At 60.5% G+C, this 26467-nt stretch carries 20 protein-coding genes; 15 read left to right on the forward strand and 5 right to left on the reverse strand.

Features of this window, described 5'->3' with window-relative positions; genetic code table 11:
* Positions 1–4 precede the first annotated feature (4 nt).
* Positions 5–334, reverse strand: a complete 330-nt coding sequence (locus tag HX868_RS28625) for a DUF6388 family protein (protein ID WP_177005157.1) — start codon at positions 332–334, stop codon at positions 5–7.
* 277 nt (positions 335–611) lie between these two features.
* On the opposite strand from HX868_RS28625, the gene HX868_RS28630 reads away from it, so the two are divergent.
* On the forward strand, positions 612–2687 hold the full coding sequence (locus HX868_RS28630; RefSeq protein WP_177005158.1) for an EAL domain-containing protein: 2076 nt from the start codon (positions 612–614) through the stop codon (positions 2685–2687).
* On the opposite strand, the gene HX868_RS28635 is transcribed toward HX868_RS28630, so the two are convergent.
* Genes HX868_RS28635 through HX868_RS28645 form a run of 3 tightly spaced genes read right to left on the reverse strand, consistent with a single transcriptional unit; the run spans position 2684 to position 5964 of the window.
* Positions 2684–3517 (reverse strand): metal-dependent hydrolase, encoded by an 834-nt coding sequence (locus HX868_RS28635; RefSeq protein ID WP_177005159.1) that lies wholly within the window; start codon positions 3515–3517, stop codon positions 2684–2686. The two genes, HX868_RS28630 and HX868_RS28635, sit on opposite strands and share 4 nt — an antisense overlap.
* Positions 3518–3532: 15 nt before the next feature.
* Positions 3533–4423 carry an SDR family NAD(P)-dependent oxidoreductase gene (locus HX868_RS28640; RefSeq protein WP_177005160.1) on the reverse strand — a complete coding sequence of 297 codons (891 nt, stop codon included), beginning with the start codon at positions 4421–4423 and terminating at the stop codon, positions 3533–3535.
* Positions 4420–5964, reverse strand: a complete 1545-nt coding sequence (locus tag HX868_RS28645; RefSeq protein ID WP_177005161.1) for a flavin-containing monooxygenase — start codon at positions 5962–5964, stop codon at positions 4420–4422. The genes HX868_RS28640 and HX868_RS28645 overlap by 4 nt, the downstream gene beginning before the upstream one ends.
* Before the next feature lie 266 nt (positions 5965–6230).
* On the opposite strand from HX868_RS28645, the gene HX868_RS28650 reads away from it, so the two are divergent.
* The 10 genes from HX868_RS28650 (at position 6231) to HX868_RS28695 (ending at position 19850) form a co-directional block, all read left to right on the forward strand.
* Positions 6231–7229, forward strand: coding sequence for an alpha/beta fold hydrolase (locus HX868_RS28650; RefSeq protein WP_177005162.1), 999 nt, complete (start codon positions 6231–6233; stop codon positions 7227–7229).
* A gap of 294 nt (positions 7230–7523) precedes the next feature.
* Positions 7524–8804 (forward strand): alkane 1-monooxygenase, encoded by a 1281-nt coding sequence (locus tag HX868_RS28655; RefSeq protein WP_016980195.1) that lies wholly within the window; start codon positions 7524–7526, stop codon positions 8802–8804.
* Positions 8805–8937: 133 nt separating this feature from the next.
* Positions 8938–9432, forward strand: coding sequence for an alkane oxidation protein activator PraA (praA, locus tag HX868_RS28660; protein ID WP_016980194.1), 495 nt, complete (start codon positions 8938–8940; stop codon positions 9430–9432).
* A 132-nt stretch (positions 9433–9564) separates the two neighbouring features.
* Positions 9565–10074, forward strand: a complete 510-nt coding sequence (gene praB / locus HX868_RS28665) for an alkane oxidation protein activator PraB (RefSeq protein ID WP_095016522.1) — start codon at positions 9565–9567, stop codon at positions 10072–10074.
* A 122-nt stretch (positions 10075–10196) separates the two neighbouring features.
* Positions 10197–11642 carry an outer membrane protein transport protein gene (locus HX868_RS28670; protein WP_177005163.1) on the forward strand — a complete coding sequence of 482 codons (1446 nt, stop codon included), beginning with the start codon at positions 10197–10199 and terminating at the stop codon, positions 11640–11642.
* A gap of 272 nt (positions 11643–11914) precedes the next feature.
* The gene (locus tag HX868_RS28675) at positions 11915–14440 is read left to right on the forward strand and encodes an acyl-CoA dehydrogenase (protein ID WP_177005164.1); all 2526 of its coding nucleotides are present in this window, start codon (positions 11915–11917) and stop codon (positions 14438–14440) included.
* 142 nt (positions 14441–14582) lie between these two features.
* Positions 14583–15926, forward strand: a complete 1344-nt coding sequence (locus HX868_RS28680; protein WP_177005165.1) for a 3-oxoacyl-ACP reductase — start codon at positions 14583–14585, stop codon at positions 15924–15926.
* Positions 15927–15929: 3 nt separating this feature from the next.
* The gene (locus tag HX868_RS28685; protein ID WP_177005166.1) at positions 15930–16820 is read left to right on the forward strand and encodes a MaoC family dehydratase; all 891 of its coding nucleotides are present in this window, start codon (positions 15930–15932) and stop codon (positions 16818–16820) included.
* A complete protein-coding gene (locus HX868_RS28690; RefSeq protein ID WP_177005167.1) occupies positions 16817–18115 on the forward strand; it encodes an acetyl-CoA C-acetyltransferase in 1299 nt (432 codons plus the stop codon). Before HX868_RS28685 ends, HX868_RS28690 begins: the two co-directional genes overlap by 4 nt.
* 31 nt (positions 18116–18146) lie before the next feature.
* Positions 18147–19850: an AMP-binding protein gene (locus HX868_RS28695; RefSeq protein ID WP_177005168.1), complete on the forward strand. Its 1704-nt coding sequence runs from the start codon at positions 18147–18149 to the stop codon at positions 19848–19850.
* Between the two features lie 110 nt (positions 19851–19960).
* Here HX868_RS28695 and HX868_RS28700 read toward each other — a convergent pair whose 3' ends face one another.
* Positions 19961–21079, reverse strand: a complete 1119-nt coding sequence (locus HX868_RS28700; RefSeq protein ID WP_177005169.1) for a Gfo/Idh/MocA family protein — start codon at positions 21077–21079, stop codon at positions 19961–19963.
* A 306-nt stretch (positions 21080–21385) separates the two neighbouring features.
* Here HX868_RS28700 and HX868_RS28705 point away from each other — a divergent pair, with 306 nt between their 5' ends.
* The 4 genes from HX868_RS28705 (at position 21386) to HX868_RS28720 (ending at position 26342) form a co-directional block, all read left to right on the forward strand.
* Positions 21386–22414, forward strand: a complete 1029-nt coding sequence (locus HX868_RS28705; RefSeq protein WP_177005200.1) for a WD40/YVTN/BNR-like repeat-containing protein — start codon at positions 21386–21388, stop codon at positions 22412–22414.
* Positions 22415–22429: 15 nt separating this feature from the next.
* Positions 22430–24805, forward strand: coding sequence for an efflux RND transporter permease subunit (locus HX868_RS28710; RefSeq protein ID WP_177005170.1), 2376 nt, complete (start codon positions 22430–22432; stop codon positions 24803–24805).
* A 78-nt stretch (positions 24806–24883) separates the two neighbouring features.
* Complete coding sequence (locus HX868_RS28715) at positions 24884–25180, forward strand: DUF5629 family protein (RefSeq protein WP_177005171.1); 297 nt, start codon at positions 24884–24886, stop codon at positions 25178–25180.
* Positions 25167–26342: a lactonase family protein gene (locus HX868_RS28720; protein WP_177005172.1), complete on the forward strand. Its 1176-nt coding sequence runs from the start codon at positions 25167–25169 to the stop codon at positions 26340–26342. The genes HX868_RS28715 and HX868_RS28720 overlap by 14 nt, the downstream gene beginning before the upstream one ends.
* The last annotated feature ends 125 nt before the right edge of the window (positions 26343–26467 follow it).

Consider the following 26467-nt stretch of genomic DNA (forward strand, 5'->3'; position numbering starts at 1 on the left):
TGCGTCAACCGGCCAAATCATGCATCTGACGGTACTCTTCCCAGCTCAACCCCGCCATCTGCGCCACTTCCTTGTGTACTTCAAGGCGTTGGGTTTCAAACGCTTCGGGGGACTCGGCGGTCAGTTTCAGGGTCAACTCCCAGGCAAACAGGCCCTGGCGTTCGGCCTCGGCTTCGAAGGCCTCGTGCAGCCGTTCGGCGCGGTAGTGCGCCAGGGTTTCACCCTTGGCTTGTGCGGCCAGCGGGTTCAGGGTATCGAGTTCTGCGGCGACATCGGGGTGTTCGTTGAGGAACCTGTTCAATGCCAACTGGTGGTTATCGCCGGGTGGTGACAAGGACTTACTCCATTCGATGGCCGGGCTTTGGATTATGGCGCTGAGTAAAAACAATAGCAGGTAGGTCCTCAGTGCCGAAGCAGATTCGGTCAGTGGTCCGCGTAAGAAAATTCAATTATTTTAGAAAATCTAGGGAATTACCTGTCATCCATTACGGAAAAAACATCAGGGTGAATGGCAAAAGGCTTTCGCTCACTGTGCCAGCACGTGTAGCGTTAACCCTGTGTTTCCGGCCCTGCCTTCCAGGGACAGTGGGTGATGGGCAGAGGGATGGGTCATGGCGCAAACGCTGTTCAAGCTTTTCTTCACCCAACGTCTGGCTGCCTTGGCCAGCACTGAGTCTCTTCGAGCGATTCGCGAAGGTTTGTTGTGGATCCTGCCATGCCTGTTGGTGTCGGCAGGCTTCCTGATCCTGTCTGAATGCGCGCGGGTGCTGGGTTTCGATGCGCAAGTGGTGGCGTTCCTCGCCGGCTTGCATAACCAGATCAGCTCCGTGATCCCGCTGCTGGTCGCTGCGTCCATCGGTTACATGCTGGCAATCCAGCATCGTCTGCCACAACTGCCGGTAGCGTTCTTGTGCCTGGCCCATGTGGTGGTGGCAACGTTTATCCTGCGTGAATACCCACGGGCTTCGGCCACCTTCGTCCTGTTTATAGCGATTGCCTCGCCGTTGTTGAATGTGCCGGCAATTGCCTGGCTGCACCGTTACCGCTGGACTCGGTTGGTCAATGAAGACTTGGTAGGCCACAACCTGCGGGGCACCATCAATATGGTGGTACCGGGCGCCATCACCGCGCTGTTGTTGGTGGTGGTGCTGTCTTTGCTGCTGCAGATCCCTTATGTGGCGCAGCTTCAAGGGCCCCAAGTGCTCCATGCCCTGGAGTCGCCCTACGGCAGTGGCCTGTTTGTGACCCTGATGAATTCGCTGCTGTGGTTCTTCGGCATCCACGGTGTGTATGCGATGCAGCCGCTGTTCGATGTGTTGGACCAGGCCGTGGTGCTGAACAATGCGGCGTCGGCGGCGGGCGAGCCGATCAAATACATGCTGAACAGCGGCTTGTTGGGCAGCTTCGCGTTTATCGGCGGTTCGGGCGGAGCGTTATGCCTGTTGCTGGCGATCCTGCTGTTCTCCAAGAGCCAGTCCATGCGCTTGTTGGCGATGGCGAGCCTGCCGCTGTCACTGTTCAACGTCAGTGAAGTGCTGTTGTTCGGTTTGCCGATCATCCTTAATCCGCGCTTGTTCATTCCCTTTCTGGTCGTGCCCGCGTTGAATGCCATGGTGGCGTTGACAGTGGTGCAGATGGGCTGGGTCTCGCCGGCGGTGGTCAGCGTTCCTTTCACCGCGCCGGTGTTGCTCAATGCCTACCTGAGCACGCATGGCGACCTCGCGGCAGTGGCCCTGCAACTCGGGCTTCTGGGCCTGGGCACTCTGGTGTATGCGCCGTACGTGCGTGCCATTCATCGCCAGGCCGCTGAAGGCGGTACGGTCTACCTCAAGTCCCTGGACATGACCTTCCGTGGTCTTGAGGAAAAGGGCCGGCTGCGTGAACTGGACTCGGTGCTCGCGTCCCACAAGACCCTGGCGCGTCAGGCCAATGAACTGAGCCGCATCCAGCAAATCAGCGACTATGAGTTCTACCTCGAATTCCAACCACAAGTCTCGACCCGCACCGGCCTGTGCACCGGCTGTGAAGCCCTCATGCGTGCCCGAGATGCCCAGGGCAAGGTGCATTCGCCGTGGGAGTTCCTGCAATGGTTGGCCCAGGCGCGGTTGATGCCCGACGTGGATGTGTGGGTAGCGTCCCAAGCGGTGCGCCAATACCAGAAGTGGCAGAAGCTCGGCTTTGCCCTGCCGATGACCATCAATATTTCCAGCGCGACCCTGACCGACGCCGCCTACGGAGACCGCCTGGTAGAAATCCTGGCCCAGGCCCACGGGCAAGTCTCCGTGGAAATCACTGAAGATGCATTGGTCAACGATATCCAGGTTACGCGCCAGACCATCCAGAAGCTGCAAGCCATCGGCGCCAAGGTCTATATCGACGACTTTGGCACCGGGTTTTCGGCCTTGAGTTACCTGCATCAGTTCCCGGTGGATTTCATCAAGATCGACCGCAGTTTCGTGGTGGCCCAGCACGACCCCAAAGGTGCCCAGGTCATGACTGGCATGCTGCGCTTCTGTGAGGCGCTGAACCTGGGGGTGGTAGTGGAAGGCGTGGAGACGGCCGAGCAGTTGGCCTTCCTGAACACCGGCGCCGAATTGATCATCCAAGGCTGGTATTTCAGCAAGGCACTGCCGGGGGACGAGTTGGAAGGCTTTGTGCGTGAGCGCGCCGCGTTGGCGCAAGCCTAATACCCGCGCTGGGTCCGCTCGATGTCGTCGACCAGCTTGTCAATCCCGGCCAGGCGGGCACGGTTGTCGTGGTCCCAGGGATGAAATCCGGGTTTGAAGTAATGCAGCCACGGCACCAGCATTCGTGGGAAAACGCCCTTGGGCCCATACAGAAACTTCAGCATTCTCCAGAAGCCTTTCAAGTGCCCGCCGGACGTGCGGTCGGCGATCAGCAGGCGCAAATGGAAGTCGAGCACCACCAGCCAGAAAAACACCGTAGTGGTGAGCATGGTTGCGGTGCGCAGCAGATAGCGCTTAGGCCCGGGTTTGATCACCGTGTTCCAGACATCGAAAGCCACGGCCTTGTGTTCGGTTTCCTCCAGGGCGTGCCAGTACCACATCTGTTGGTAGCCCTTGAGTGACTCGCCGAAGCGGGACGGGTCACTCAGCAGGATCTCGGCCAGCATCGCTGTGTAGTGTTCAAGGGCAATGGTCACGGCCAGGTTGAAGGACGCTGGCAGGTGTTTTTTCTGCAGGTCGAGGATGAATTTCAGTCGGCGGTCCAGGGTATGCGCGGGCAAGCCGGCGGCTTGCAGCAGATCGTTGTAGGCCACGTGCTCGCGGCTGTGCATGGCTTCCTGGCCGATAAAACCCTGGATCTCTTTCTTCAGCGCAGGGTCGTCGATGCGTTGACGGTAGTGGCGCACGCTGTCCATGAAAAACAGCTCGCCCTGAGGGAACAGCAGCGACAGGGCATTGAAGAAGTGCGTGATGAACGGCCCCTGTTCATGCCAGTCCTTGATGCGCTCGGCGGGCAGGGCGAAACGGATGTCACGGCGGATCGGCAACATAATGCGTGCTCCTGTTCAGAGACGGGGCTCGTCGTTGGTTTCAAACACCGGCGTGCGTGGCTTGGGCGCCATGCGTTTGCTGGCGAACACCACCAGGGCTTGATAGGCCGCCGGCAGGCAGCGGGCGAGCAGGTCGAGGCAATACGCGTCGCGGCCGATCAGCACGCGACGTTTGTTTTTGCGTACGCCGTGCAGGATCACCTTGGCGGCCTGGTCGGCATCGGTGATAAACAGTTTTTCGAAGTCGGCGCGGGCCTGTTGTTCGCTGTGGATCAGGAACCCGGTCATGTTTGCGTCGATACGGCTGCTGCGGCAGATATCGGTGCGAATGCCGCCAGGGTGCACGCAAGTGGCGGATACGCCGCAACGCTGCATATCCAGTTCCTGGCGCAGGGATTCGGTAAAGCCGCGCACGGCAAACTTGGTGGCGTTGTAGCCGCTCATGCCCGGTTGGGCAAACAGGCCGAACACGCTGGAGGTGTTGACGACATGGCCGTCGCCTGAGGCTTTCAGGTACGGTAGAAACGCCTTGGTGCCGTGGACCACGCCCCAGAAGTTGATGCCGACGATCCATTCCAGGTCGGTGTAGTCCACGCCCTCCACCGTGCTCGACAGGGCCACCCCGGCATTGTTGAACACCAGGTTGACCTGACCGTGATCGGCCACGCAGCTTGCAGCCCATTCCTCCATGGCAGTGCGATCGGACACATCCAGTACCTGGGTGGTGATCAACACAGGTGCCAGGGTTGAGGCCTTGACCAATGCCAATGTCTGTTCCAGCCCTTGGCTGTTTTTGTCCGCCAGCGCAAGGTGGCAACCCTCTCGCGCCAAGGCCAACGCCAGGGCGCGTCCCATGCCGGAGGCGGCGCCGGTAATGGCCGCCACGCGGCCGTTGAATGACTTCATGACAGGCTCCCTTCGGCAGTGGAGTGGGGCGTAGGCACGGGGCGGCTGGGCGCATTGACCGGCACCAGGCTGGATACGTAGTCCTTGAGCGCGAACTGGCGGGTGACGCGTTTGAAACGCCAGGTCGAGCCCGGCCACAACGTGGTGTTCTTGCCCGTGCGTGGGTCCAGGTACCAGCTTTGGCATCCGCCGGTGTTCCAGATGGTGCGCTTGAGCTTGGCTTGCAGTTGTTGGTTGTAGGCGCCTTCCACGTTGGGTTTGACGTCTACGCTGGCGATGCGATGCCGCTGCATTTGCTCAAGCGCGTCGAGGATGTAGGTCACCTGGGCTTCGATCATCAGGATCATCGAGTTATGCCCCAGGCCGGTGTTGGGCCCGACGATCAGGAACAGGTTGGGATAGCCGGGCACCGTCGTGCCCTTGTAGGCATGAGCGCCGTCTTGCCAGGTGTCCATCAGGTCCACGCCGCCGCGCCCGATGATGCAGTCGCGGGGCAGGGGATCGGTGGCCTGGAAGCCGGTGCCGAAGATCAGGCAGTCGGCCGGGTGCTTGATACCGTCGGCGGTGATCACACCGTCGGCTTCGATGCGCAATACATTGTCGGTGACCACCTCGACATTGCTGCGCGACAGTGCGGGGTAGTAGTCATTGGAGATCAACACGCGTTTGCAGCCGATGGTGTAGTCCGGGGTCAGGGTCTTGCGCAGGGAAGGGCGCGCCACTTGTTTGTGCAGGTGGCGCAGGGCGATTTTCTGCACCATCTTCATCAGCCTTGGGTGCAGGGCAAAGCCGACCACACGGCCTTCCAGCGCCCAGTAAAAGGCGCCACGCACCAGCCGTTGGGTGAAGGGCAGGTGCTTGAACAGCCAGCGTTCGGCAGGCGAGATCTCCCGGTCGGGCTTGGGCATGATCCAGGGTGGAGTGCGTTGGAACAGGTCCAGATGAGCGACCTGTGGTGCGATCTGCGGCACGAACTGGATGGCACTGGCACCGGTGCCGATCACCGCCACGCGCTTGCCCCTCAAGGAATATTCGTGGTCCCACTGCTGGGAGTGGAAGCGCTTGCCCTTGAAACTGTCGAGCCCCGGAATATCCGGCAGCGCCGGACGCGACAAGCCGCCCATGCCCGACACCAGTACCCGTGCGCTGACCTGGCGACCATTGCTGAAGCGCAATTGCCAGCGCTGGTGCTGCTCATCGAATACCGCCCGTTCAAGGCCCATGCCGAACCGCAAGTAGGGCGCCAGCTCGAAACGCGTGGCGCATTGCTCCAGGTAAGCGCGGATTTCTGCTTGAGGCGCGAACTGCCGAGTCCAGTCCGGGTTGGGCGCGAAGGAAAACGAATACACATGGGACTGCACATCGCAGGCGCAGCCAGGGTAGTGGTTGTCACGCCAGGTGCCGCCAAGGGTGTTGGCCTGTTCGGCGACAAAGAAGTCGGTGAACCCGGCTTCCTTGAGTTTGATCGCCATGCACAGGCCAGCAAAGCCGGAGCCGATGATGGCGATGTCGATGTCGATTGAGTCGCTCAGGGCATTCATAAGCATTCCTTCATGGGCATCGGGTGTGGTCCTTTTCTTGTTGTGTCTTTTAGATAGAACACCATTGCAAAGAAAAATTGAATTACTTATTTTAAAAAAGATTTTAAATAATCTACCTGAAAATATCGCCTACGCTAGTCCCAGGTTCCTCATGTGCGACTTGTCCGACGGATAGCCGCGACGTTCAGGTCCGTGGTTTGGGCGATAGCTGAGGCTCGATCAATTCCGGTCGGGTCGACAGCAGCAGGGAAGCAGAGGACCGAGCTATGGCTGTTGAATGGGTTATCGCTGCGGCTGTTTTCATAGGCGCGAGCGCCGTTTTATGGGGGTTCAGCGCGTGGATGACACGACGCATTGAAGCCGCCGTTCCGAACAACGGGCGCTTTGTGGAGGTGAATGGCGAGCGCTTTCATTATTACGAAGAGGGCAAGGGCCCACCGTTGGTGATGATTCACGGGCTGATGGGTAGCAGCCGCAACCTGACGTATGCGCTGTCCGGGCAATTGCGTGAACACTTCCGGGTAATCACACTCGATCGTCCTGGGTCGGGTTATTCCACGCGTCATAAAGGCACCGCTGCGGACCTGCCGGCCCAGGCGCGGCAAGTGGCCGCCTTTATCAACACCCTGGGCCTGGATAAGCCCCTGGTGTTGGGGCATTCCCTAGGCGGTGCGATTTCCCTGGCGCTGGCCCTTGACCATCCCCACGCAGTGTCGGGGTTGGTGTTAGTGGCGCCGCTGACCCATCCGCAACCCACCTTGCCCCTGGTGTTCTGGTCACTGGCGGTACGGCCGGCTTGGCTGAGGCGCTGGGTATCTCACACGCTCACGGTGCCCATTGGCCTGTTGACACGCCGTGCGGTGGTCAAAGGTGTGTTTGCACCCGACAACGCTCCTGAAGATTTCGCCACCCGTGGCGGCGGACTGCTGGGGATGCGCCCCGGCAACTTCTATGCTGCATCCAGCGAGATCGCCCTGGTCAACGACGACCTGCCGCAGATGGTCAAGCGTTACCCGCAACTGACGTTGCCCATCAGCCTGATCTATGGCGCGCAAGACAAGGTCCTGGACTTTCGCAAACACGGCCAGGCCCTGGCCGACAAGGTCCCAGGCCTGAAGCTGCAGGTGGTGGAGGGGCGCGGGCACATGTTGCCGATCACCGCCACCGCGCGGGTGGTGGAGGCGGTGCAACAGTTGGCCAAGCGTGCGCGGCCAGGGCAAACCGCCGCGATCCTGCATCCGCCGTTTGCCCTGGCAAGCAAATAATCGTGGCCCTCATTGCGGTTTGTACCGTCCGAAACGCTTGCCGTAGAGACCTGACCAAGCGGCTGAAAAAGAGACTGCCTGGTCACATAAAAAAGGCCTCGAAAAAGTAGTTGACGACCTAACGATTCCGCGCTATTTCTTTAAAAAAATATTTCAATGTTTAATTTGAAATGATTTTTGAAATGCCTAAGAGCGAATAAAAATGAAAAAAACGTCTTTTATCGCATGGTTGAATTCTCGGAGCATTCAACGCTCCCTGAACCTACTGTCTTCTGCCCCGCAACGGTGGCTGCCATGAATCAGACTTTGGCAGCTCCAGGCACTTGGACCGACGGCAAGCGTCACCTGTGGTGGTTGGGCATCATGCCCTTGGCCACGCCTTTGCTGTCTGGTGCACTGGCCATCACCACCGGTATCCAGCAACTCTGGTGGGTCGGCGTGCTGGTGATCTTCGGCCTGATCCCGCTGATCGATGGCATGCTCGGTGAAGACGTGAGCAACCCGCCGGAATCCGCCGTCAGCCACCTTGAATCCCAAAGCTACTACCGCTGGATCGTCTACACCGGCGTGCTGTTTGTGATCTCGTCGGTGGTGATCACCGGTTGGCTTGCCGCCGGCGGTATCGAGTGGATCATCCAGGGTGGACTGTTACAGGCTGCCGCGAACCTGGAACCTTCCAGTTGGCTGTCCCGTGCGGCCAGCTACCTCACCGCGCGCACGCAACTGCATGGCGAGGTGAGCTGGTTCACTTACCTGGGCATGGCCATGTCGACCGGCGCCGCTACCGGCATCGCGATCAACACCGCCCATGAGCTGGGGCACAAACCCAACGCGCTCGAAGTGTTCCTGGCCAAGGTCACCCTGGCGCCGACGTTCTACGGGCACTTCTATACCGAGCACAACCGCGGCCATCACGTACGTGTCGCCACGCCGGAAGATCCAGCCAGTTCGCGACTGGGGGAGAGCTTCTGGGCTTTCCTGCCACGCTCGGTCTGGTTCAGCGCCCGCTCGGCGTGGAACCTGGAGCGCGAACGCCTGCGTAAGCTCGGCCTGCCTGCCTGGCACTGGCAAAACGGTGTGCTCAGCGCCTGGATGTACAGCGTAGTGCTGTGGGGCGCGATGATCGCCTGGCTGGGGTGGGCGGTGGTGCCGTTCCTGATCATCCAGGGCATCTACGGTTTCTCGCTGTTGGAAGTGGTGAACTACGTCGAACACTACGGCCTTAAACGTCAGAAGTTGCCCAATGGCCGTTACGAGCGTTGTTCGCCACGGCATTCATGGAACAGTAACCGCATTGTTACCAATATCTTCCTGTTCCAGTTGCAACGGCACTCCGATCACCATGCCAACCCCACCCGTAGTTATCAGTCGTTGCGTCATTTTGATGAGTCGCCGCAACTTCCCTATGGTTACGCGAGCATGATTGTCTGGGCGTATGTGCCGTACTTGTGGCGGCGGCGAATGGATCACCGAGTGTTGAACCATTATGCCGGGGATATCACCCTGACCAATCTTCAGCCCTCACAACGGTTGAAGTACCTGGAGAAGTACAGCAACAGCGCCAAACCGTTTTAAGTTCAAGTAACACGTTGTTTGCGTACTCGGGGCCTGCGTGCCGCGCAGGCCTCTATCGCCCGGGATTTTTCAGATCGGTTGCCAGAAAGTTGTTTGACCCGAACAAAAATAATTAAAGGGAAGGACGTACACCATGCAAGCACCTGCCAAATTCACCACACATATCGTATTGGCCGCGCTGGGCCTGATCGCCTATCACCAGGCCCAGGCAGCGCGCATCGAACCCGCCGGCAGTGCATTTACCGCCCAGGGCCCCATCAGCTTTTCCAAAGGCGCGTTGATCAGTGCCGACTGCACCATCAAGGTGGCCGGCAAAGTGGCGGCTGATGGTTCATCGGTCAATGTCGATAAAGTCGAATTCGATGGTGGCCTCAAGTGCAGCCGGGTGGAAGCCATCAACTTGCCGTGGATCTTGGTCGCCAAGGATACCAAAAGCGGCTCTATGTCGAAGATCAGTGTGGATGTCCACGCGTTTGGTCTGGGCGGCAAGTGTGGGCCCTCAACGGCCGACGGCACCTGGGATAACGCCACGGGTAAGTTGGAAGCCGCCAACGTCCCGATCGGCGAAGACTGCAAGATCAAGACGGTGTCGATCAAGATGCCGCCGAACTTCAAAGTTGTTGAATAAGCGTTCGATGTTGTTTCGGTAGTTGAATTGAGATTTGGCTGGAAAGGGAAGTTCTGCAGTTACACCGTGACCTCTCGATCATGGCCATTACCCCTGGCGAAATGAATTCGCCATAACATGTGAGGAAAAACAATGAAAAGCTTGAAAACTCTCGTGTCGTTGACTGCTTTGACTGTTTGCATGGGTGCTGCTTCCATGGTGAATGCCGCTACCATTTCTCCTCCTGGCGCGGGTTTCACCACGCCCGCAGGTGCTATCACTGTTACATCGCCTGCGTCGTTCGGGGCGCCCGTGGCTTGCACCATCGTCTTTACCGGCAGCGTGGCTGCGAGTGGTGCCAACGCTTCGATCACCGGCGCCACTGTGAGCGGCTCCAACCCACTTTGCGGTGTGCCAGTGTTGCTGGGTTTGCCATGGACCTTGACCGCCTCCACCGCCACCGGGCCTGACACCTTTGCAGGCACTGTTTCAGGCGTGAACTTCAAGATCGTCAGCAACTGCGCAAGCGCTCCCGCCACCATCAATGTGGTCTACAACAACAGCACCCACACCATCACTGTTCCATCGGCACAAACCGTCGGCAGTTGCAAAATCACTGCGCTGACCGCGACGCCAACCCCAACGCTCACTGTCAACCCTTGATAGGCGTGCGCTTGACGTGATGATCACACGTTGAAACGCAAGTGCCCTGCAAAGGGCACTTGTTAAGGCAAGCCAAGACGGTGATTCCGGCTGTGGTGGATAAAAATAATAAGGAGTGGAGCATGAATAATAAGAAACAACAGGCCCAGGCGTTACTTGGCCTGGCGTTGTTGAGCGGGTTTATGGTCGCAGCCGGGCCCGTTCAGGCTGGCGGGTACTCGACTCCTACATTTGGCGCGCAAGGCTGGGGCCGTGCGTTTGGCGGTGGTTCACTGTTCAAGAATGACCCTTCTTCAGCCTATAACAACCCGGCCGCCATGGCGTTCATTGACCAAACCATCGCGCAGCAGAACGTTATCTATGCGCGTATCAATATCAAATTCAAGGGAAATGCCTATGACTACAAAGGGGACCCGACGTCCTCCGGGGTCATGGACGAATTCGGCGGTGTGACCTCCACGCCGCGTGAAGGCAATGGGGGTGAAGCGGGCTTTACGGCTTGGTTGCCCACCGGCTTCCTGGTGATACCCATCAACGACCGTTTCAGTTTTGGCTTGAGTCAGGTCGTTCCGCAGGGCATGAAGTCCACTTGGGATCAGGATTGGAAAGGCCGTGACTTCGCCGTTGACACCAAAATTGAAACCGTAGGGTTGACCGGTTCGCTGTCGTTCAAGGTCAATGACCAGTTTTCTATTGGTGCAGGTGCCATTGTTCAGCACAGCACAGGGTTCGTGAGCCAGAACGTCGACCTTTATGCGGCGGCGGCGGTCTCGCCGGGGCTGGGTGGTCTCGGCATCCCGTTCCCATCGGGGGTAGGGCAGTCGCTGATGCGCGTCAAGGTCGATAACACCTCGGTGGGCTGGTTCGCCGGCCTGGCCTGGAAACCCACTGAGAAAGACACGCTGGGTTTCAACTACCACGCCAAGATCAAGAACAAAATGGAAGGCAAATACAACATCTATGCTGATCCAGGCAGCAGGCTGCTGATGACCGATGCCGGAGGGGATGGCTTGACGCTGGTCGAGCGTGCTTACCCCGGCCTCAAACTGTTTCCGGACGGCGCGAACGCATCCACTCAGTTGGACATTCCGGCCACCGCCGCCATCGACTGGGTGCATGTGTTCAACGACCGATTCAGCCTCGGCGCCAGTATGCTGTGGACCCAATGGTCGTCATTCAAGGCGCTGACCCTGAAGTCCGATGGCAATACCATCGTATCGATTCCCTACAAGTACCGGGACGTCATGATGTATTCCCTCGGGGGCGACTATAAGCTTACCGATGACTTCACCCTGCGCGCCGGTGTTGCCTATGACCAGACCCCCACCCGCAATTCCACGCGTGACCCACGTATCCCCGACGGCGATCGTTACTTCGCTTCTCTCGGCTTTGGCTACGATATCAAGGCCATCCCCGGCTTGAGTATCGACGGTGCCTACTCACGGCAATTTGTCGAGCAGGTGAAGCTCAAAACCGTCAACGTCGACCGCCTGGGCGCGGCGCGCCTGGATGGCAAAGTCGACAGCAAAGGTGAGGTTGTCAGCCTGTCGGCCACTTACAAGTTCTAATGCATGGGGTGGTGGAGCAGTCAGTCAGCGCATCTTTCTGTTGCTCCGCGGGTTTACCGCATCGACGGGTCGCCCATGCGACCCGTTCCAATTCCAACGGCCCACTGAAATCTGCCTGACGGGTTCAGCGGCTATTTTTTTGCCTGGAAGTTAAATAAAAATTTAAAATAATATTTTAATTTTTGTTCCCGAGTTTGTAAGGTGGTTTTACGTCGCGGGTCATTCCGACCTGCCGCACCCAAGCCTTGCCCTGAATCAAGTAGAGGTATCCCATGGTTATCTGGTTATTGGTGGGTTTCGCAGCTGCGATTGCCCTGGCGTATCGACAAGCCGTTGCCCTTCACTGGTTGGGTGCAGGCCTGGTCTGGCTGGTAGCGGGTTACCTGCTCAACGTGGTTGCCGGGTTCGGCGCCACCGTCGCGGCGGTGCTGGTGGTCGCGCCCGCGCTGCTGATGACGATCAAACCCCTGCGCCGCACCCTGCTGACCAGCAAGGCCTTGGGCCTGTTTCGTACGATCATGCCGGCAATGTCGGACACTGAGCGCGCCGCCATCGAGTCCGGCACCGTGTGGTGGGACGCTGAGCTGTTCAGCGGCAAGCCCGACTGGCAGCGCTTGCTGCAAGCCGCACCGGCCAGCCTGAGCGCCGAAGAACAAGCCTTCCTCGATAACGAAGTGGAAACCCTGTGCGACATCGCCAACGACTGGGAAACCACCCAGGTGTGGCAGGACATGTCGCCCGAAGGCTGGCAATACACCAAGGAGGCCGGCTTCCTCGGCATGATCATTCCCAAGCAATACGGTGGCAAAGGCTTCTCCCACTACGCGCACTCGCAGGTGGTGATGAAGCTGTCGACGCGTTGTTCGGCGGCGGCGATTTCGGTGATGGTGCCCAATTCCCTGGGGCCGGCCGAGTTGCTGTTGCATTACGGCACCGATGCCCAGCGCAATTACTACCTGCCGCGCTTGGCCCGGGGTGAAGACATCCCGTGTTTTGCCCTGACCAGCCCGTATGCCGGTTCTGATGCTGGGGCGATTCCCGACCTGGGCATCGTCTGCAAAGGTAGCCATGAAGGCGAGGACGTCCTGGGCTTCCGTGTGACTTGGGACAAGCGCTACATCACTCTGGGCCCGATTGCCACGGTGCTTGGCCTGGCGTTTCGCGCAGAAGACCCGGATGGGTTGCTCGGCGCTGCGGGTTCACTCGGCATCACGTGCGCGCTGATCCCGACGTCCCATCCGGGCGTGAACAGCGGCCGCCGTCACTGGCCGCTGAACGCGGTATTCCAGAACGGCCCTACCACCGGCAAGGATGTCTTCATTCCGCTGGAGTGGGTGATTGGCGGCCGCGAGCAAGTCGGCAACGGTTGGCGCATGTTGATGGAGTGCCTGGCGGCCGGCCGTGCGATTTCCTTGCCGTCGGCCAACGTCGGCCTGGGCAAGGTGGCGGTGCGTGGCACCACCGCCTATGCCGCGATGCGCAAACAGTTCGGCCTGCCCATCGGCAAATTCGAAGGCGTGCAGGCGCCCTTGGCGCGCATGGCTGGGCATCTGTATGCCTGCGATGCGGTGCGCAAGGTGTCGGTGGCGTCCTTGGACGCGGGTGAGAAACCGTCGGTGATCTCGGCGATTGCCAAGTACCACGTCACCGAGCGTGCGCGGATCATCGTCAATGACGGCATGGACATCGTTGCCGGCAAGGGCATCTGTATGGGCCCCAACAACTTCCTGGCCCGTGCCTACCAGCAAAGCCCCATTGCCATTACGGTGGAAGGCGCGAACATCATGACCCGCTGCCTGATCATCTTTGGCCAGGGCCTGATCCGTTGCCATCCCTATGTATTCCGCGAGATGGAAGCGGCGCGCAATCCGGACAAACGTCGAGCGCTGGAAGCCTTCGACAGCGCGATGTTCGGCCATGTGAGCTTTGTGCTGGCCAATACCGTCCGTGCTGCGGTGCATTCCCTGACAGGAGGCCGATTGATTTCTGCCCCGGCCAAGACCGACCCCGCGCTGGCGTCCTACTACCGCCAGGCTAATCGTCTGTCAGTGGTGCTCGCGCTGATTTCGGACATTTCCATGGGCGTGCTGGGCGGTGCCCTCAAGCGCAAGGAAAGTATCACCGGGCGTTTGGGCGATATTCTGTCGCAGCTGTACATTCTGTCCTGCGTGCTCAAGCGTTTTGAGGACGATGGGCGGCCCCAGGCGGATCTGCCGCTGGTGCACTGGGCGGCCCAGGATGCGTTGCTGCGGGCCCACGAAGCGCTGGCGGAAGTGCTCGACAACTACCCGTCGAAACCTGCCGCAGCGATGCTGCGTGGCCTGACGTTCCCGTTCGGGATCCCACTGCGCAAACCCTCGGATCGTCTGCTGGCCCAAGTGGCTGACGTGGTGCAGACACCGGGCGAAACCCGCGACCGCTTGCTGGCCAATTCCTACATCCCACGTCCGGAAATCGACAAATTGGCCTACGGCGAACTGGGTTTCCGCCTGCTGCCACAGGTCGAGTTGATCGATGCCCGGCTCAAGCCTGCCGTCAAGCAAGGCGTGATCGAACCGATGCCGATCTCCGCCACGGCCTTCACCGCTTGGCGCGTCAAGGCGCGCGCGCTGGACTTGATCAGCGATGACGAGGACACCTTGCTCGGCCGCTACGTGGAATACGCCGACCACGGCATCCAGGTGGATGACTTCCCGCAGGACTTCGGCTTGCTGGAGGCGTTGCAGCAGCGCAAGCAAGCGCTGGAACCGACGGCGAAACGTCGCACCAGCCAAAGCGAAAACGCCTCGGTGAACTAACTCAACCCCACCCCCTGTAGGAGCCGGCTTGCCGGCGATAGCGATCTGTCAGCAAACACCTCTGTGACTGATGCACCGCCATCGCCGGCAAGCCGGCTCCTACAAGGGGCGGTTTACACGGCAGGATTGAGTGGAACCCTATATGAGCGACAGCTACCTTTCTTTCGTCAATTCCGCCTGGGGCCGTCGCCTGGCCCAGGCCATCGGCTTGCCGCAACCCTTGCCACTGCAACGTCATCGCAGCGGCCAGCAGGGCTTGGCCAACCCGGTGATCGTCGCCGGGGCAGGGCGCCTGACCGGCGAGGTGCAGCGGATCTTCACGGCAACCGACACCGTCAGTGCCACCCCGGCCACGCTCAAGGCGCCGTCCACGGTGAAAGTGCAGGGCGCCGTGTATGACGCCAGCGCCGTGGCCGACCTGCAACAGTTGGACGAGCTCTATGTGTTCTTCCACGCCAACGCCAAGCGCCTTGGCCACCATGGCCGCGTCGTGGTGCTCGGCACCGCACCGGAACATTGCCAGGATTTGCCCCAGGCCATCGCCCAGCGCGCCCTTGAAGGCTTGGTGCGCTCACTGGCCAAGGAGCTGCGCCGGGCGATCACCGTGCAATTGATCTACGTGGCGCCGGGTGCTGAAGACGCGCTGGACAGCAGCTTGCGTTTCTTCCTGTCGCGCCGTTCGGCCTATGTGTCGGGGCAGGTGGTGCGCCTGGAAAAACCGGTGGACGGCCCAGTCGCGGTCAATTGGGACAAACCCTTCGCCGGTCGTCGCGCCCTGGTCACCGGCGCCTCCCGTGGCATCGGCCTGGCGATTGCCCAGGTGTTGGCGCGGGACGGCGCGCACGTGGTGTGCGTGGATGTGCCCCAGGCCCAGGCAGCGTTGCAACAGGCGGCGGACAGCGTCGGCGGTTCGGCGCTGCCCCTGGACATCACCGCGACGGACGCAGCCGCACTGCTGCAGGCCCATGTCAGCCAATACGGCGCCTTTGACGTGGTGGTGCACAACGCCGGGATCACCCGTGACAAAACCATCGCCAAAATGACCGAGGCCGCGTGGCGTAGCGTATTGGCGGTGAACCTCGAAGCGCCGTTGCAGCTCAGCAATGCGTTATTGGACAGCCAAGGCTTGAATCCTGGGGGACGAATTGTCTGTGTCTCGTCGATTTCCGGCATCGCCGGCAACCTCGGACAAAGCAATTACGCCACCTCCAAGGCCGGTGTGATCGGCCTGGTGCAGGGCCTGGCACCGCGTGCGGCGGCGCAGCAAGTGACGGTGAATGCGGTGGCGCCGGGGTTCATCGAAACCCAGATGACCGCCAAGATCCCGCTGATGATCCGTGAAGCAGGGCGGCGCATGAATTCGCTGTCCCAGGGCGGGCAGCCGATCGACGTGGCCGAAACTATCGCCTGGCTGGCACATCCGGCGTCCGGCGGGGTCAACGGCCAAGTCGTACGGGTGTGCGGCCAAAGCCTGCTGGGAGCCTGAGCCATGGACTACGTGACGCAGATCATTGACCCGCCGCCTTCACGCACCCGCTTGCTGCTGGACGGCGTGCGCGCCTTGCGCAAGCCCAAGCTTGACGGTGCGCCTGTGCTGCCCACGGAACGCCTGGTGCGTTCGGCAGTGGCGTTGTCTGCCGCCGACATCGCCGCCTATGGTCGTGCCTGTGGTTTTCGCTGCGAGCAGGGGGTGCCGCTGTCCTATCCCCATGTGCTGGCGTTCCCTTTGCACTTGATGCTGCTGACGCGCCCCAGCTTTCCGTACCCGGCCAGCGGCATGGTGCACCTGGCCAATCGCATCCGTCAGCACCAACGCTTGCACGAAGACCAGGCGTTGCGCATTGAGGTGTATTGCGAGCGCTGGGTCGCCCATCCCAAGGGCCAGGCGCTGAGCATCGCCACCCGTGCCTACGGTGCCGACACGCTGGTGTGGGAAAGCGATAGCCTGTACCTGCGCCGGGACGTCAAGGACCCGGTTGGCGAACCTTGGGCTGACGTGTTGCCCTTGCAGGAGGCGGGCTTGTTGCGCACCCAGCGCTGGGTGTTGCCCGCCGACCTGGGCCGGCGTTTTGCCAAGGTGTCAGGGGATTTCAACCCGATTCACACCTCGGTGATCGGCGCCAAGCTGTTCGGCTTTCGCCGCGCCATCGCCCATGGCATGTGGACCCTGGGCCGTGCGCTCGCCGCCCAGCAACCGCCCGGTGGCCTGGACCAGGCCGAGGCCTATTGTGACTTCAAGCTGCCGATCTTCCTGCCCGGCCAGGTCGCGCTGTGGAGCCACCCGGTGACCAGCCCGCCCCGCGAATTCGAAGTGCGCAATTTCGCCGGCGACAAACCCCATATGCGTGGCCTTTTCATCTGGAAAGAGAACCTGGAATGAGTGACTACAGCTTCAACCCGGCCCCGGTCCGCCGCGTCGCGATCATCGGCGGCAACCGCATCCCGTTTGCTCGCTCCAACACGGTGTACGCCCACGACAGCAACCAGGACCTGCTGGTCGCCGCGCTACAGGGCTTGGTCGACCGCTACAACCTGCACGGCCAACGCCTCGGTGAGTTTGCCGCCGGGGCTGTGATCAAGCACTCGCGGGATTTCAACCTGGCCCGTGAGTCGTTGCTGTCCACCACCTTGTCGCCGGATACGCCGGCCTACGATGTGCAACAAGCCTGCGGCACCGGCCTGGAGGCGGCATTGCTGGTGGCGAACAAGATTGCCCTCGGGCAGATCGAGGTGGGCATTGCGGGGGGATCCGACACCACCTCCGACGCGCCCATCGGTATCAATGAATCCCTGCGCCACACCTTGCTCGCAGCCAATCGTGCCAAGGGCATGGGCGACAAGTTGAAGACGTTGCTCAAGGTCCGGCCCTCAATGTTCTTCAAACCACTGTTGCCGCGCAACGGCGAGCCGCGCACTGGCCTGTCCATGGGCGAACACTGCGAAGAAATGGCCAAGCGCTGGCAGATCAAGCGCCTGGCCCAGGATGAGTTGACCCTCACCAGCCATCAGCGCCTGGATGCGGCCTACAAACGCGGCTTCTTCGACGACTTGATCAGCCCCCATCGCGGCCTGGCCAGGGACAACAACCTGCGCGCCGATGCCAGCCTAGAAAAGCTCGCTGGCCTGTCTCCAGCCTACGACCGCCAGAACGGCACCCTCACAGCCGGCAACTCCACCCCCCTGACCGATGGCGCCTCGGTAGTGCTGCTGGCCAGTGAAGAATGGGCCGTCGCCAACGGCTGGCCGGTAATGGCCTATCTGCGCACTGGCGAGACAGCGGCGGTGAACTTTGTCGACGGCACCGAAGGCTTGCTGATGGCCCCTGCCTACGCAGTGCCGCGCATGCTGAAACGCGAAGGCCTGAGCTTCAAGGACTTCGACTTTTTCGAGATCCACGAAGCCTTTGCCGCCCAGGTGTTGTGCACGCTCAAGGCCTGGGAAGACCCCGATTATTGCCGCGAGCGCCTAGGCTTGGAAGCGCCTCTGGGCACCATCGATCGCGCGAAGATGAACGTCAACGGCGGCTCGCTCGGCTGCGGCCATCCCTTCGCCGCCACCGGTGGCCGGCAGTTGGCGGCACTGGCCAAGATCATCCATGAGAACGGCGGCGGGCGCGGCCTGATTTCCATCTGCGCGGCCGGCGGGCTGGGCATTACTGCCATCGTCGAAAAGTAGCGCTATCAAAAACAACAATAAGGACACTGCCATGAACGCTGTAAGCCTGGAACACGCCGAACGGATCTGGTTGAACGCTTACCTGCCCGGCGTCCCGGCGGATATCGACGCCGCTATCGAGGACTATCCGTCGCTGCGCGAGGTGTTCCTGGAGCACCTGGAAAAATTCCGCGAGCGAGTGGCGTATGTCAGCATCGGCACCGAAATGACCTACGCCGACTGGCAGGTGCAAGGCTATGCCTTTGCCGCCTGGCTGCAGGGGCAGGGCGTCAAGAAAGGTGATCGTGTGGCGCTGATGATGCCCAACTGCTTGCAGTATCCGATTTGCCTGTTGGGCACCATCCTGACCGGCGCGGTGGTGGTCAACGTCAACCCGCTGTACACCTCCCATGAGCTCAAGCACCTGCTCAAGGACAGTGGTGCGGAAACTGTGGTGATCTTCGAAAACTTCGCCCACACCCTGGAAAAAGTCATCACCGGCAGCAGCGTCAAGCGCGTGGTGATCGCCGCCATCGGCGATTTGCTGGGGACGTTCAAGGGCGCCGCGATGAACTTCATCCTGCGCCGTGTGCAAAAGCAGGTGCCGGCGTTCAACCTGCGCGGTTCGCTGCGCTTCAACCAGGTGCTGAAACAGGGGCGGGCGCTCACTCATTTCCCGGTGGAGATGCACCTCGACGACCTGGCCTTCCTGCAATACACCGGCGGCACTACTGGCGACGCGAAGGGTGTGATGCTCAGTCATCGCAATATCATCGCCAACCTGCTGCAAGCCAAGGCCTGGGTTGGCGACCAACTGGACCAGGACAAGCAGGAAACCAACGTCACCTTGTTGCCGCTGTACCACATCTTTTCCCTGACGGTGAATTGCCTGATGTTCATGTGCCTGGGCGGGCGCAACATCCTGATCGCCAACCCACGGGACGTGAAGCGCGTGCAGATGATCCTGCGCAAGGAGCGCTTCAACGGGATTGCCGGGGTCAACACCTTGTTTAACGGCCTGCTCGAGAACAAGGAGTTCTGCGCACGGGACTTTTCCGATCTGCGCATGGTGATTGCCGGCGGCATGGCCACGCACACGGCGGTGGCCAAGCGCTGGAAGGAAGTCACCGGGCTGCCGATCATCGAAGGCTACGGCCTCACCGAATGCTCGCCGGTGGTGAGCATCAGCCCGATCAACATTGCGCGCATGCGTGAGATGGAGTTCACCGGCAGCATCGGCGTGCCATTGCCCTCGACCTGGGTGCGGTTTATCCGCGAAGACGGTGAGTTGGCTGAGATTGGCGAGCAGGGCGAACTGCAAGTGCGCGGGCCGCAGGTGATGCAGGGCTACTGGAAACGTCCGGAGGCCACTGCCGAGGTGCTGGATGCCGAAGGGTGGTTGTCGACCGGGGACATCGGCGTGATGGACGCGCGCGGTTATATCCGCTTGGTGGACCGCAAGAAGGACATGATCCTGGTTTCGGGCTTCAACGTGTATCCCAATGAAATCGAGGACGTGGTAGCGCTACACCCTGGCGTGGCCGAAGTGGCGGCGATTGGCGTGGAAGATGGCGTGACCGGCGAGAAGGTCAAGATCATCGTGGTGCGCAAGGACCCGAGCCTGACCCAGGAGCAAATTCTTGCGCATTGCCGGGAGTACCTGACGGGGTACAAGGTGCCGAAGTACGTGGAGTTCCGTACCACTGAGCTGCCCAAGACCACCGTCGGCAAAGTTCTGCGCCGGGCACTGCGCTAATTTGAAGGTTTAGGTGATCCAAATGTGGAGCTGGCTTGCCTGCGATAGCGGTGTACCTGTTACACCGCCATCGCAGGCAAGCCAGCTCCTACAAAGTTCTGTGGTGGATTTTAGAGTGAGTTCACGGTTACCCAACGCTCCTCTTTGGCCGCCACGCGAATCGCCGTCGCCAACCGCTCAACTTCCCACGCTGCCTCAAAGTCAGTGCCATCCGCACCTTGACCGGCCAGCGCCAGAATCAATTCCTGCACTTCCAACGTCTTCAGCTCGTTGTAGCCCAACTGATGCCCCGCCGCCGGGCTGAACGCCGCATAACCGGGCAGGGCAGGGCCTGCGAGCAAACGCTGGAAACCGTCCTGGCCAACGCGACAGACCTGCAATTCATTCAAGCGCTCCTGATCGAACGCCAAGGTGCCTTTCGTCCCGCTGATCTCGAAACTCAGGTGGTTTTTGTAGCCCTGCTTGAGCCAGCTGCTGCTCACCGTACCGCGTGCGCCATTGGCAAAACGCAGCAGGGCGTGCACTTGGTCATCCACCGCAATCGATTTAAGGTGGTCGGTGCTGCCTTTGACGGCAGGGCGCCGGGCGTGGACGGTCTGGGTGTCGGCACACACACTCACTACGTCGCCCACTAGATAGCGCGCCATCGACAGCAAGTGACTGCCCAGGTCCGCCAGGGCACCGCCAGCATGCTCGACTTCACAACGCCACGACCATGGCGAGGCCGGGTCGGCCATGAAATCTTCGCTGAACTCACCCTGGAAGCTGATGATCTCGCCCAACTCGCCGCTGGCAATCATCTGCCGCGCCAGCGTGATCATCGGGTTGTGCTGGTAGTTGTAGCCCACCCGCGTCACCACACCCGCAGCACTGGCGGCGCGGCGCATGGCGTCGGCCTGTTCCAGGCTCACGGCCAGGGGTTTTTCGCAGTACACCGCCTTGCCCGCCGCGATGGCCGCCATGGCCATGGGGTAGTGCAAATGGTTGGGGGTGGTGATGGCGACTACGTCGACGTTGGGATTATTGATCAACGCCTGCCAGTCGCCATGGGCCTGGGCAAAGCCCCAATCCTTGGCGCAGCGGTGGGCGCGCTCGGTGTCGGCGTCGGCCAGTGCTGCCAGCTTGAGGTGTACCGGCAGTTCGAATACCGCACGGGCGTTATTGAAGGCCAAGGCGTGGGCGCGCCCCATGAAGCCTGTGCCGATCAAGCCGATTCCGAGTTCACGCATCGCCGTGGTCCTTTGGATTATTGTTTTCAGGAAGACTATTAATGGAATAAAAATTCCCATATTTCAATAGATGGAATAAAAATTCATTGATGCTCCGGCGATCAGCCCCGCGAATGCAGCTATATTCAGGCGCTGACGAAAGGGGCTCAGTTAACAAAAGATAACGTAGCGCCGATTGTCAGACGATTCGAAAGCCCGATAGGATGGCCCCTGCTTCCTCCAGGCGCTCTAGATTGCAGGTTTCAAGGCCCCGGAAGGCAGCGATAACAATAATAAATGGGAGAAAGGTCTATGAGTGAGCCTGTCATGGGTTGGGTTGTCTGCCGCCCACGCGCCGCACGCAGGGTCGCGATGCTGGCCGCAGCGCTCTCGCTGTTTGGCGCTGTCGTATTACCGGCAGCCGTCCAGGCCGCCAGCGATACCTCGTTTGCGATTGAATCCCCCAAGGCCGCCAAAGGCCTGATGATCGATGTGGTCCACGCGGGCAAGCGCCTGGTGGCGGTTGGTGATCGCGGGCACATCCTCTATTCCGATGACCAGGGCAGCACCTGGACCCAAGCCAAAGTCCCCACCCGGCAGTTGCTCACGGCGGTGTTTTTCGTCGATGACAAGCAGGGCTGGGCGGTGGGCCACGATGCGCAGATTCTTGCCAGTTCCGACGGCGGCGCCACCTGGACCCAGCAGTACCAGGATCTTAAACGCGAAGCGCCGTTGCTCGACGTGTGGTTCAACGATGCCAACCACGGCCTGGCCGTCGGCGCCTACGGTGCGCTGATCGAAACCACCGACGGCGGCAAGACCTGGGACGACGTCAGCGACCGCCTCGACAACGAAGACCAATATCACCTCAACGCCATTGCCCATATCAAGGACGCCGGCCTGTTCATCGTTGGCGAGCAGGGCAGCATGTTCCGCTCCAGCGACGACGGCCAGACCTGGGAGAAACTCGAAGGCCCCTACGAGGGCTCGCTGTTTGGCGTGATCGGCACCGCTCAGCCGCAAACCCTGCTGGCTTATGGCTTGCGCGGCAACCTGTACCGGTCCACGGATTTTGGCAGCACCTGGGAGCAAGTTGAACTGAACGCTGCGCGGGGAGCGCTGGAGTTTGGGTTGTCGGGCGCGACCTTGCTGGAGGACGGCTCGATTGTCGTGGTCGGCAACGGCGGCAGCGTGGTGGTCAGCCATGACGACGGCGTGACCTTCAGCGTGTTCAACCGTGCGGACCGGATATCCCTGTCGTCCGTCACGGCGGCAGGCAATGGCAACTTGATTCTGGCCGGGCAGGGGGGCGTTCGCGTCGCTAAAGCCGATGGCGCCGAACCGACAAAACAATAAGAAGGCGGGGAAAGAATGAGCAGTCATCACAACGATAAAGCGACCTTTCTTGAGCGCCTGATCTTCAACAACCGCCCGGCAGTGATCGTGATCTGCCTGCTGGTGAGTATTTTCCTGTTCTGGCAGGCGACCTTGATTCGCCCGTCCACCAGCTTCGAAAAAATGATTCCGCTCAAGCACCCCTTCATCGAGAAGATGATGGAGCACCGCAATGACCTGGCGAACCTGGGCAACACGGTGCGCATCTCGGTGGAGGCCAAGGACGGAGACATCTTCACCAAGGAGTACATGGAGACCCTGCGTCAGATCAACGACGAAGTGTTTTACATCTCCGGCGTCGACCGCTCGGGCCTCAAGTCGCTGTGGAGCCCCAGCGTACGCTGGACCGAAGTGACCGAAGAAGGCTTTGCCGGCGGTGAAGTGATCCCGCAGAGCTATAACGGCTCGCCGGAAAGCCTCGATCAACTGCGCAATAACGTGCTCAAGTCCGGCCAGGTCGGGCGTCTGGTGGCCAACGACTTCAAGTCGAGCATCGTCGACATCCCGCTGCTGGAGTCCTACCCGGACCCGCAGGATCAGGGCAAGTTGCTGGCCCTGGACTACCGCAAGTTCTCCCATGAACTGGAAGACAAGATCCGCACCAAGTTCCAGGAGCAGAACCCCAACGTCCAGATCCACATCGTCGGTTTCGCCAAGAAAGTCGGTGACCTGATCGATGGCCTGATCATGGTCGTGCTGTTCTTCGGCGTGGCGTTCGGTATTACCCTGGTTCTGCTGCTGTGGTTCACCAACTGCCTGCGCAGCACCATTGCGGTGTTGAGCACCACCCTGGTGGCGGTGGTCTGGCAATTGGGCCTGATGCATGCCGCTGGTTTCGGGCTGGATCCCTACTCGATGCTGGTGCCGTTTCTGATCTTCGCCATTGGTATTTCCCACGGCGTGCAGAAGATCAACGGTATCGCCCTGCAATCCAGCGAAGCGGACAACGCGCTGACCGCTGCACGCCGCACCTTCCGCCAACTGTTCCTGCCGGGGATGATCGCGATTCTTGCTGATGCGGTGGGCTTTATCACGCTATTGATCATCGACATCGGCGTGATCCGTGAACTGGCCATCGGCGCCTCTATCGGCGTGGCGGTGATCGTGTTCACTAACTTGATCCTGCTGCCAGTGGCGATTTCCTACGTCGGCATCAGCAAACGCGCGATCGCCAAGAGCAAGAAAGACGCGAACCGCGAGCATCCGTTCTGGCGCCTGTTGTCGAAATTCGCCAGCCCGAAAGTCGCACCGGTCTCGATCTTCCTGGCCCTGATCGCCTTTGGGGGCGGCCTCTGGTACAGCCAGAACCTCAAGATCGGCGACCTTGACCAGGGCGCGCCGGAACTGCGCCCGGACTCGCGCTACAACAAAGACAACAACTTCATCATCAGCAACTACTCCACCAGTTCCGACGTGCTGGTGGTGATGGTCAAGACCAAGGCCGAAGGTTGCTCGCGCTATGAAGCCATGGCGCCCATCGACCAGTTGATGTGGAAGATGCAGAACACCGAGGGCGTGCAGTCGGCGATCTCGCTGGTGACCGTGTCCAAGCAAATGATCAAGGGCATGAACGAGGGCAACCTGAAATGGGAAACCCTGTCGCGTAACCCGGATGTGCTGAACAACTCCATCGCCCGTGCCGATGGCCTGTACAACAACAACTGCTCCCTGGCACCGGTGCTGGTGTTCCTCAACGACCACAAGGCCGAAACCCTCGACCGCGCGGTGCATGCCGTGCAGGATTTCGCCAAGGAAAACAACAAGCACGGCCTGGAATTCATCCTCGCCGCCGGTAACGCCGGGATCGAGGCGGCCACCAACGAGGTGATCAAGGAATCCGAGCTGACCATCCTGATCCTGGTGTACCTGTGCGTGGCGACCATGTGCATGATCACCTTCCGCTCCTGGGCGGCGACCCTGTGCATCGTGCTGCCGCTGGTGCTGACCTCGGTGCTGGGCAACGCGTTGATGGCGTTCATGGGCATCGGTGTCAAGGTGGCGACCTTGCCGGTGGTGGCGCTGGGCGTGGGGATTGGCGTGGACTACGGCATCTACATCTACAGTCGCCTGGAAAGCTTCCTGCGCGCCGGTCTGCCGCTGCAAGAGGCGTATTACCAGACGCTCAAGTCCACGGGTAAAGCCGTGCTGTTCACCGGCCTGTGCCTGGCAATCGGCGTGTGCACCTGGATCTTCTCAGCCATCAAGTTCCAGGCCGACATGGGCCTGATGCTGACCTTCATGCTGCTGTGGAACATGTTCGGCGCGCTGTGGCTGTTGCCGGCGCTGGCGCGGTTCCTGATCAAGCCGGAGAAACTGGCGGGGCAGAAGGGCAACTCACTCTTCGCGCATTGATCGATTAGACCATTGCCGCAAGGCACCGCGGGGGAATTGACCTATCATGTGTCTTTTCCCCCGCAGTGACTTCACATCATGACCGATTCGCAACCCAACCTGAGCACCGCCCTGACCGGCAGCGACATGCTGATCATCAATGGGCTGCACGCCTTCGACTTCACGTTCGACCAGCACTTGCTGATCGAAAGCATGGACGGCCGGGAACTCAAGCGTTGGAAGTTCAGTCCAGAACAACTGAACGCCGCCACCTTTGATGACAGTTTGCAAAGCTGGCTCTTGCGCAACGAAGACGGTGAACACCGTCTGGTCTGCCTGAGTGCGATCAAGGGCGACAACAATAACGATGAGGATGAAGCGGATGATGATGCGTAAATTCTGGCCCCTGCTGATGGCGGGCAGTGTCGGTGCCATGTCGGTGCAAGCCGCGCCGGCCGACACCTATGAACTGTTGGTGGGCAGCTACACCGCCGGCAGCAGCGAAGGCATCTATCGCCTGCAATTCGATAGCCGCACTGGCAAGTTCCAAGGCCAGCCGGTATTGGCGGCCAAGGCGGCCAATCCGTCGTGGCTGACGATCTCCAAGGACCAGAAGCACCTGTTTGTGGTCAACGAGAACGGCGCCGGCCAAAAAGACCCGGTCGGGCGGGTGAGCAGCTACAGCATCGATCCGCAGAATCATCAGCTGACGTTGATCAACCAGGTGCAGAGCCTGGGCAATGAGCCGACCCATTCCAGCGTGGCTGCCGATGGACGCTACCTGTTCGTCGCCAACTATTCGGTGCTGGAAGATCCGGGCGGAAGCCTGGCGGTGCTGCCGGTGGATGCCACAGGCAAGCTGTCGGCGCCGGTGCAACTGAGCGGGCACCCGGCCAGTCGCGTCAATCCTGAGCGCCAGGCGTCCAACCACGTGCATTCGGTGGTGTCGTCGCCGGATGGCAAGTACGTGTTTGTGCAGGACCTGGGTGCGGACAAGGTATTTGCCTACCACTACGATCCCAAGGCCAACCCTGAGCTGCCGTTGACCCCGGCCAACCCGGCCTCGGTGCAATTGCCGCCCGGCAGCGGCCCGCGCCACCTGCTGTTCAGTGCGGATGGCAAGCATGCCTGGCTGACCACCGAGATGAGCGCGCAGGTGGCGGTGTTCGACTACAAGGACGGCCAACTGACCCAGACGCAGTTGGTGGACTTCGCCGCCGGGCAACCGGTGGCCGATAAGGCCGGCGCCGCGTTGCACGCCTCCAGCGATGGCAAATTCCTCTACGTGAGCAACCGTGGCACGGCCAATCAACTGCTGGTGTTCAGCATCGACCCGGCCACCGCGCACCTCAAGGAACTGCAACGCCGTTCCGTGGAAGGTGACCACCCGCGCGAGTTCAGCCTGGACCCTAGCGGCAAGTTCTTGCTGATAGCCAATCAGAAAAGCAACGAAATCGTGGTGGTCGAACGCGACCCCAAAACTGGCCTGCTGGGTAAAACCGTGCAGAAATTGCCGATCGATGCACCCAGCGACCTCAAGTTCCTGGTGCGTCAATAAGCCACAGGCCCCGCCATGCGGGGCCTGAGCCTTTCTATTAATTCCATTAATAGCGGCTACTGTTTCAAAGCATTTCTAAGGCTTAGCCCTCGGGCGTAAGTTTGGTTCCAAGGCCTTCCCCGGCC

Origin of the sequence: Pseudomonas reactans, from assembly GCF_013385825.1 — a bacterium.
GTDB lineage: Bacteria > Pseudomonadota > Gammaproteobacteria > Pseudomonadales > Pseudomonadaceae > Aquipseudomonas > Aquipseudomonas reactans.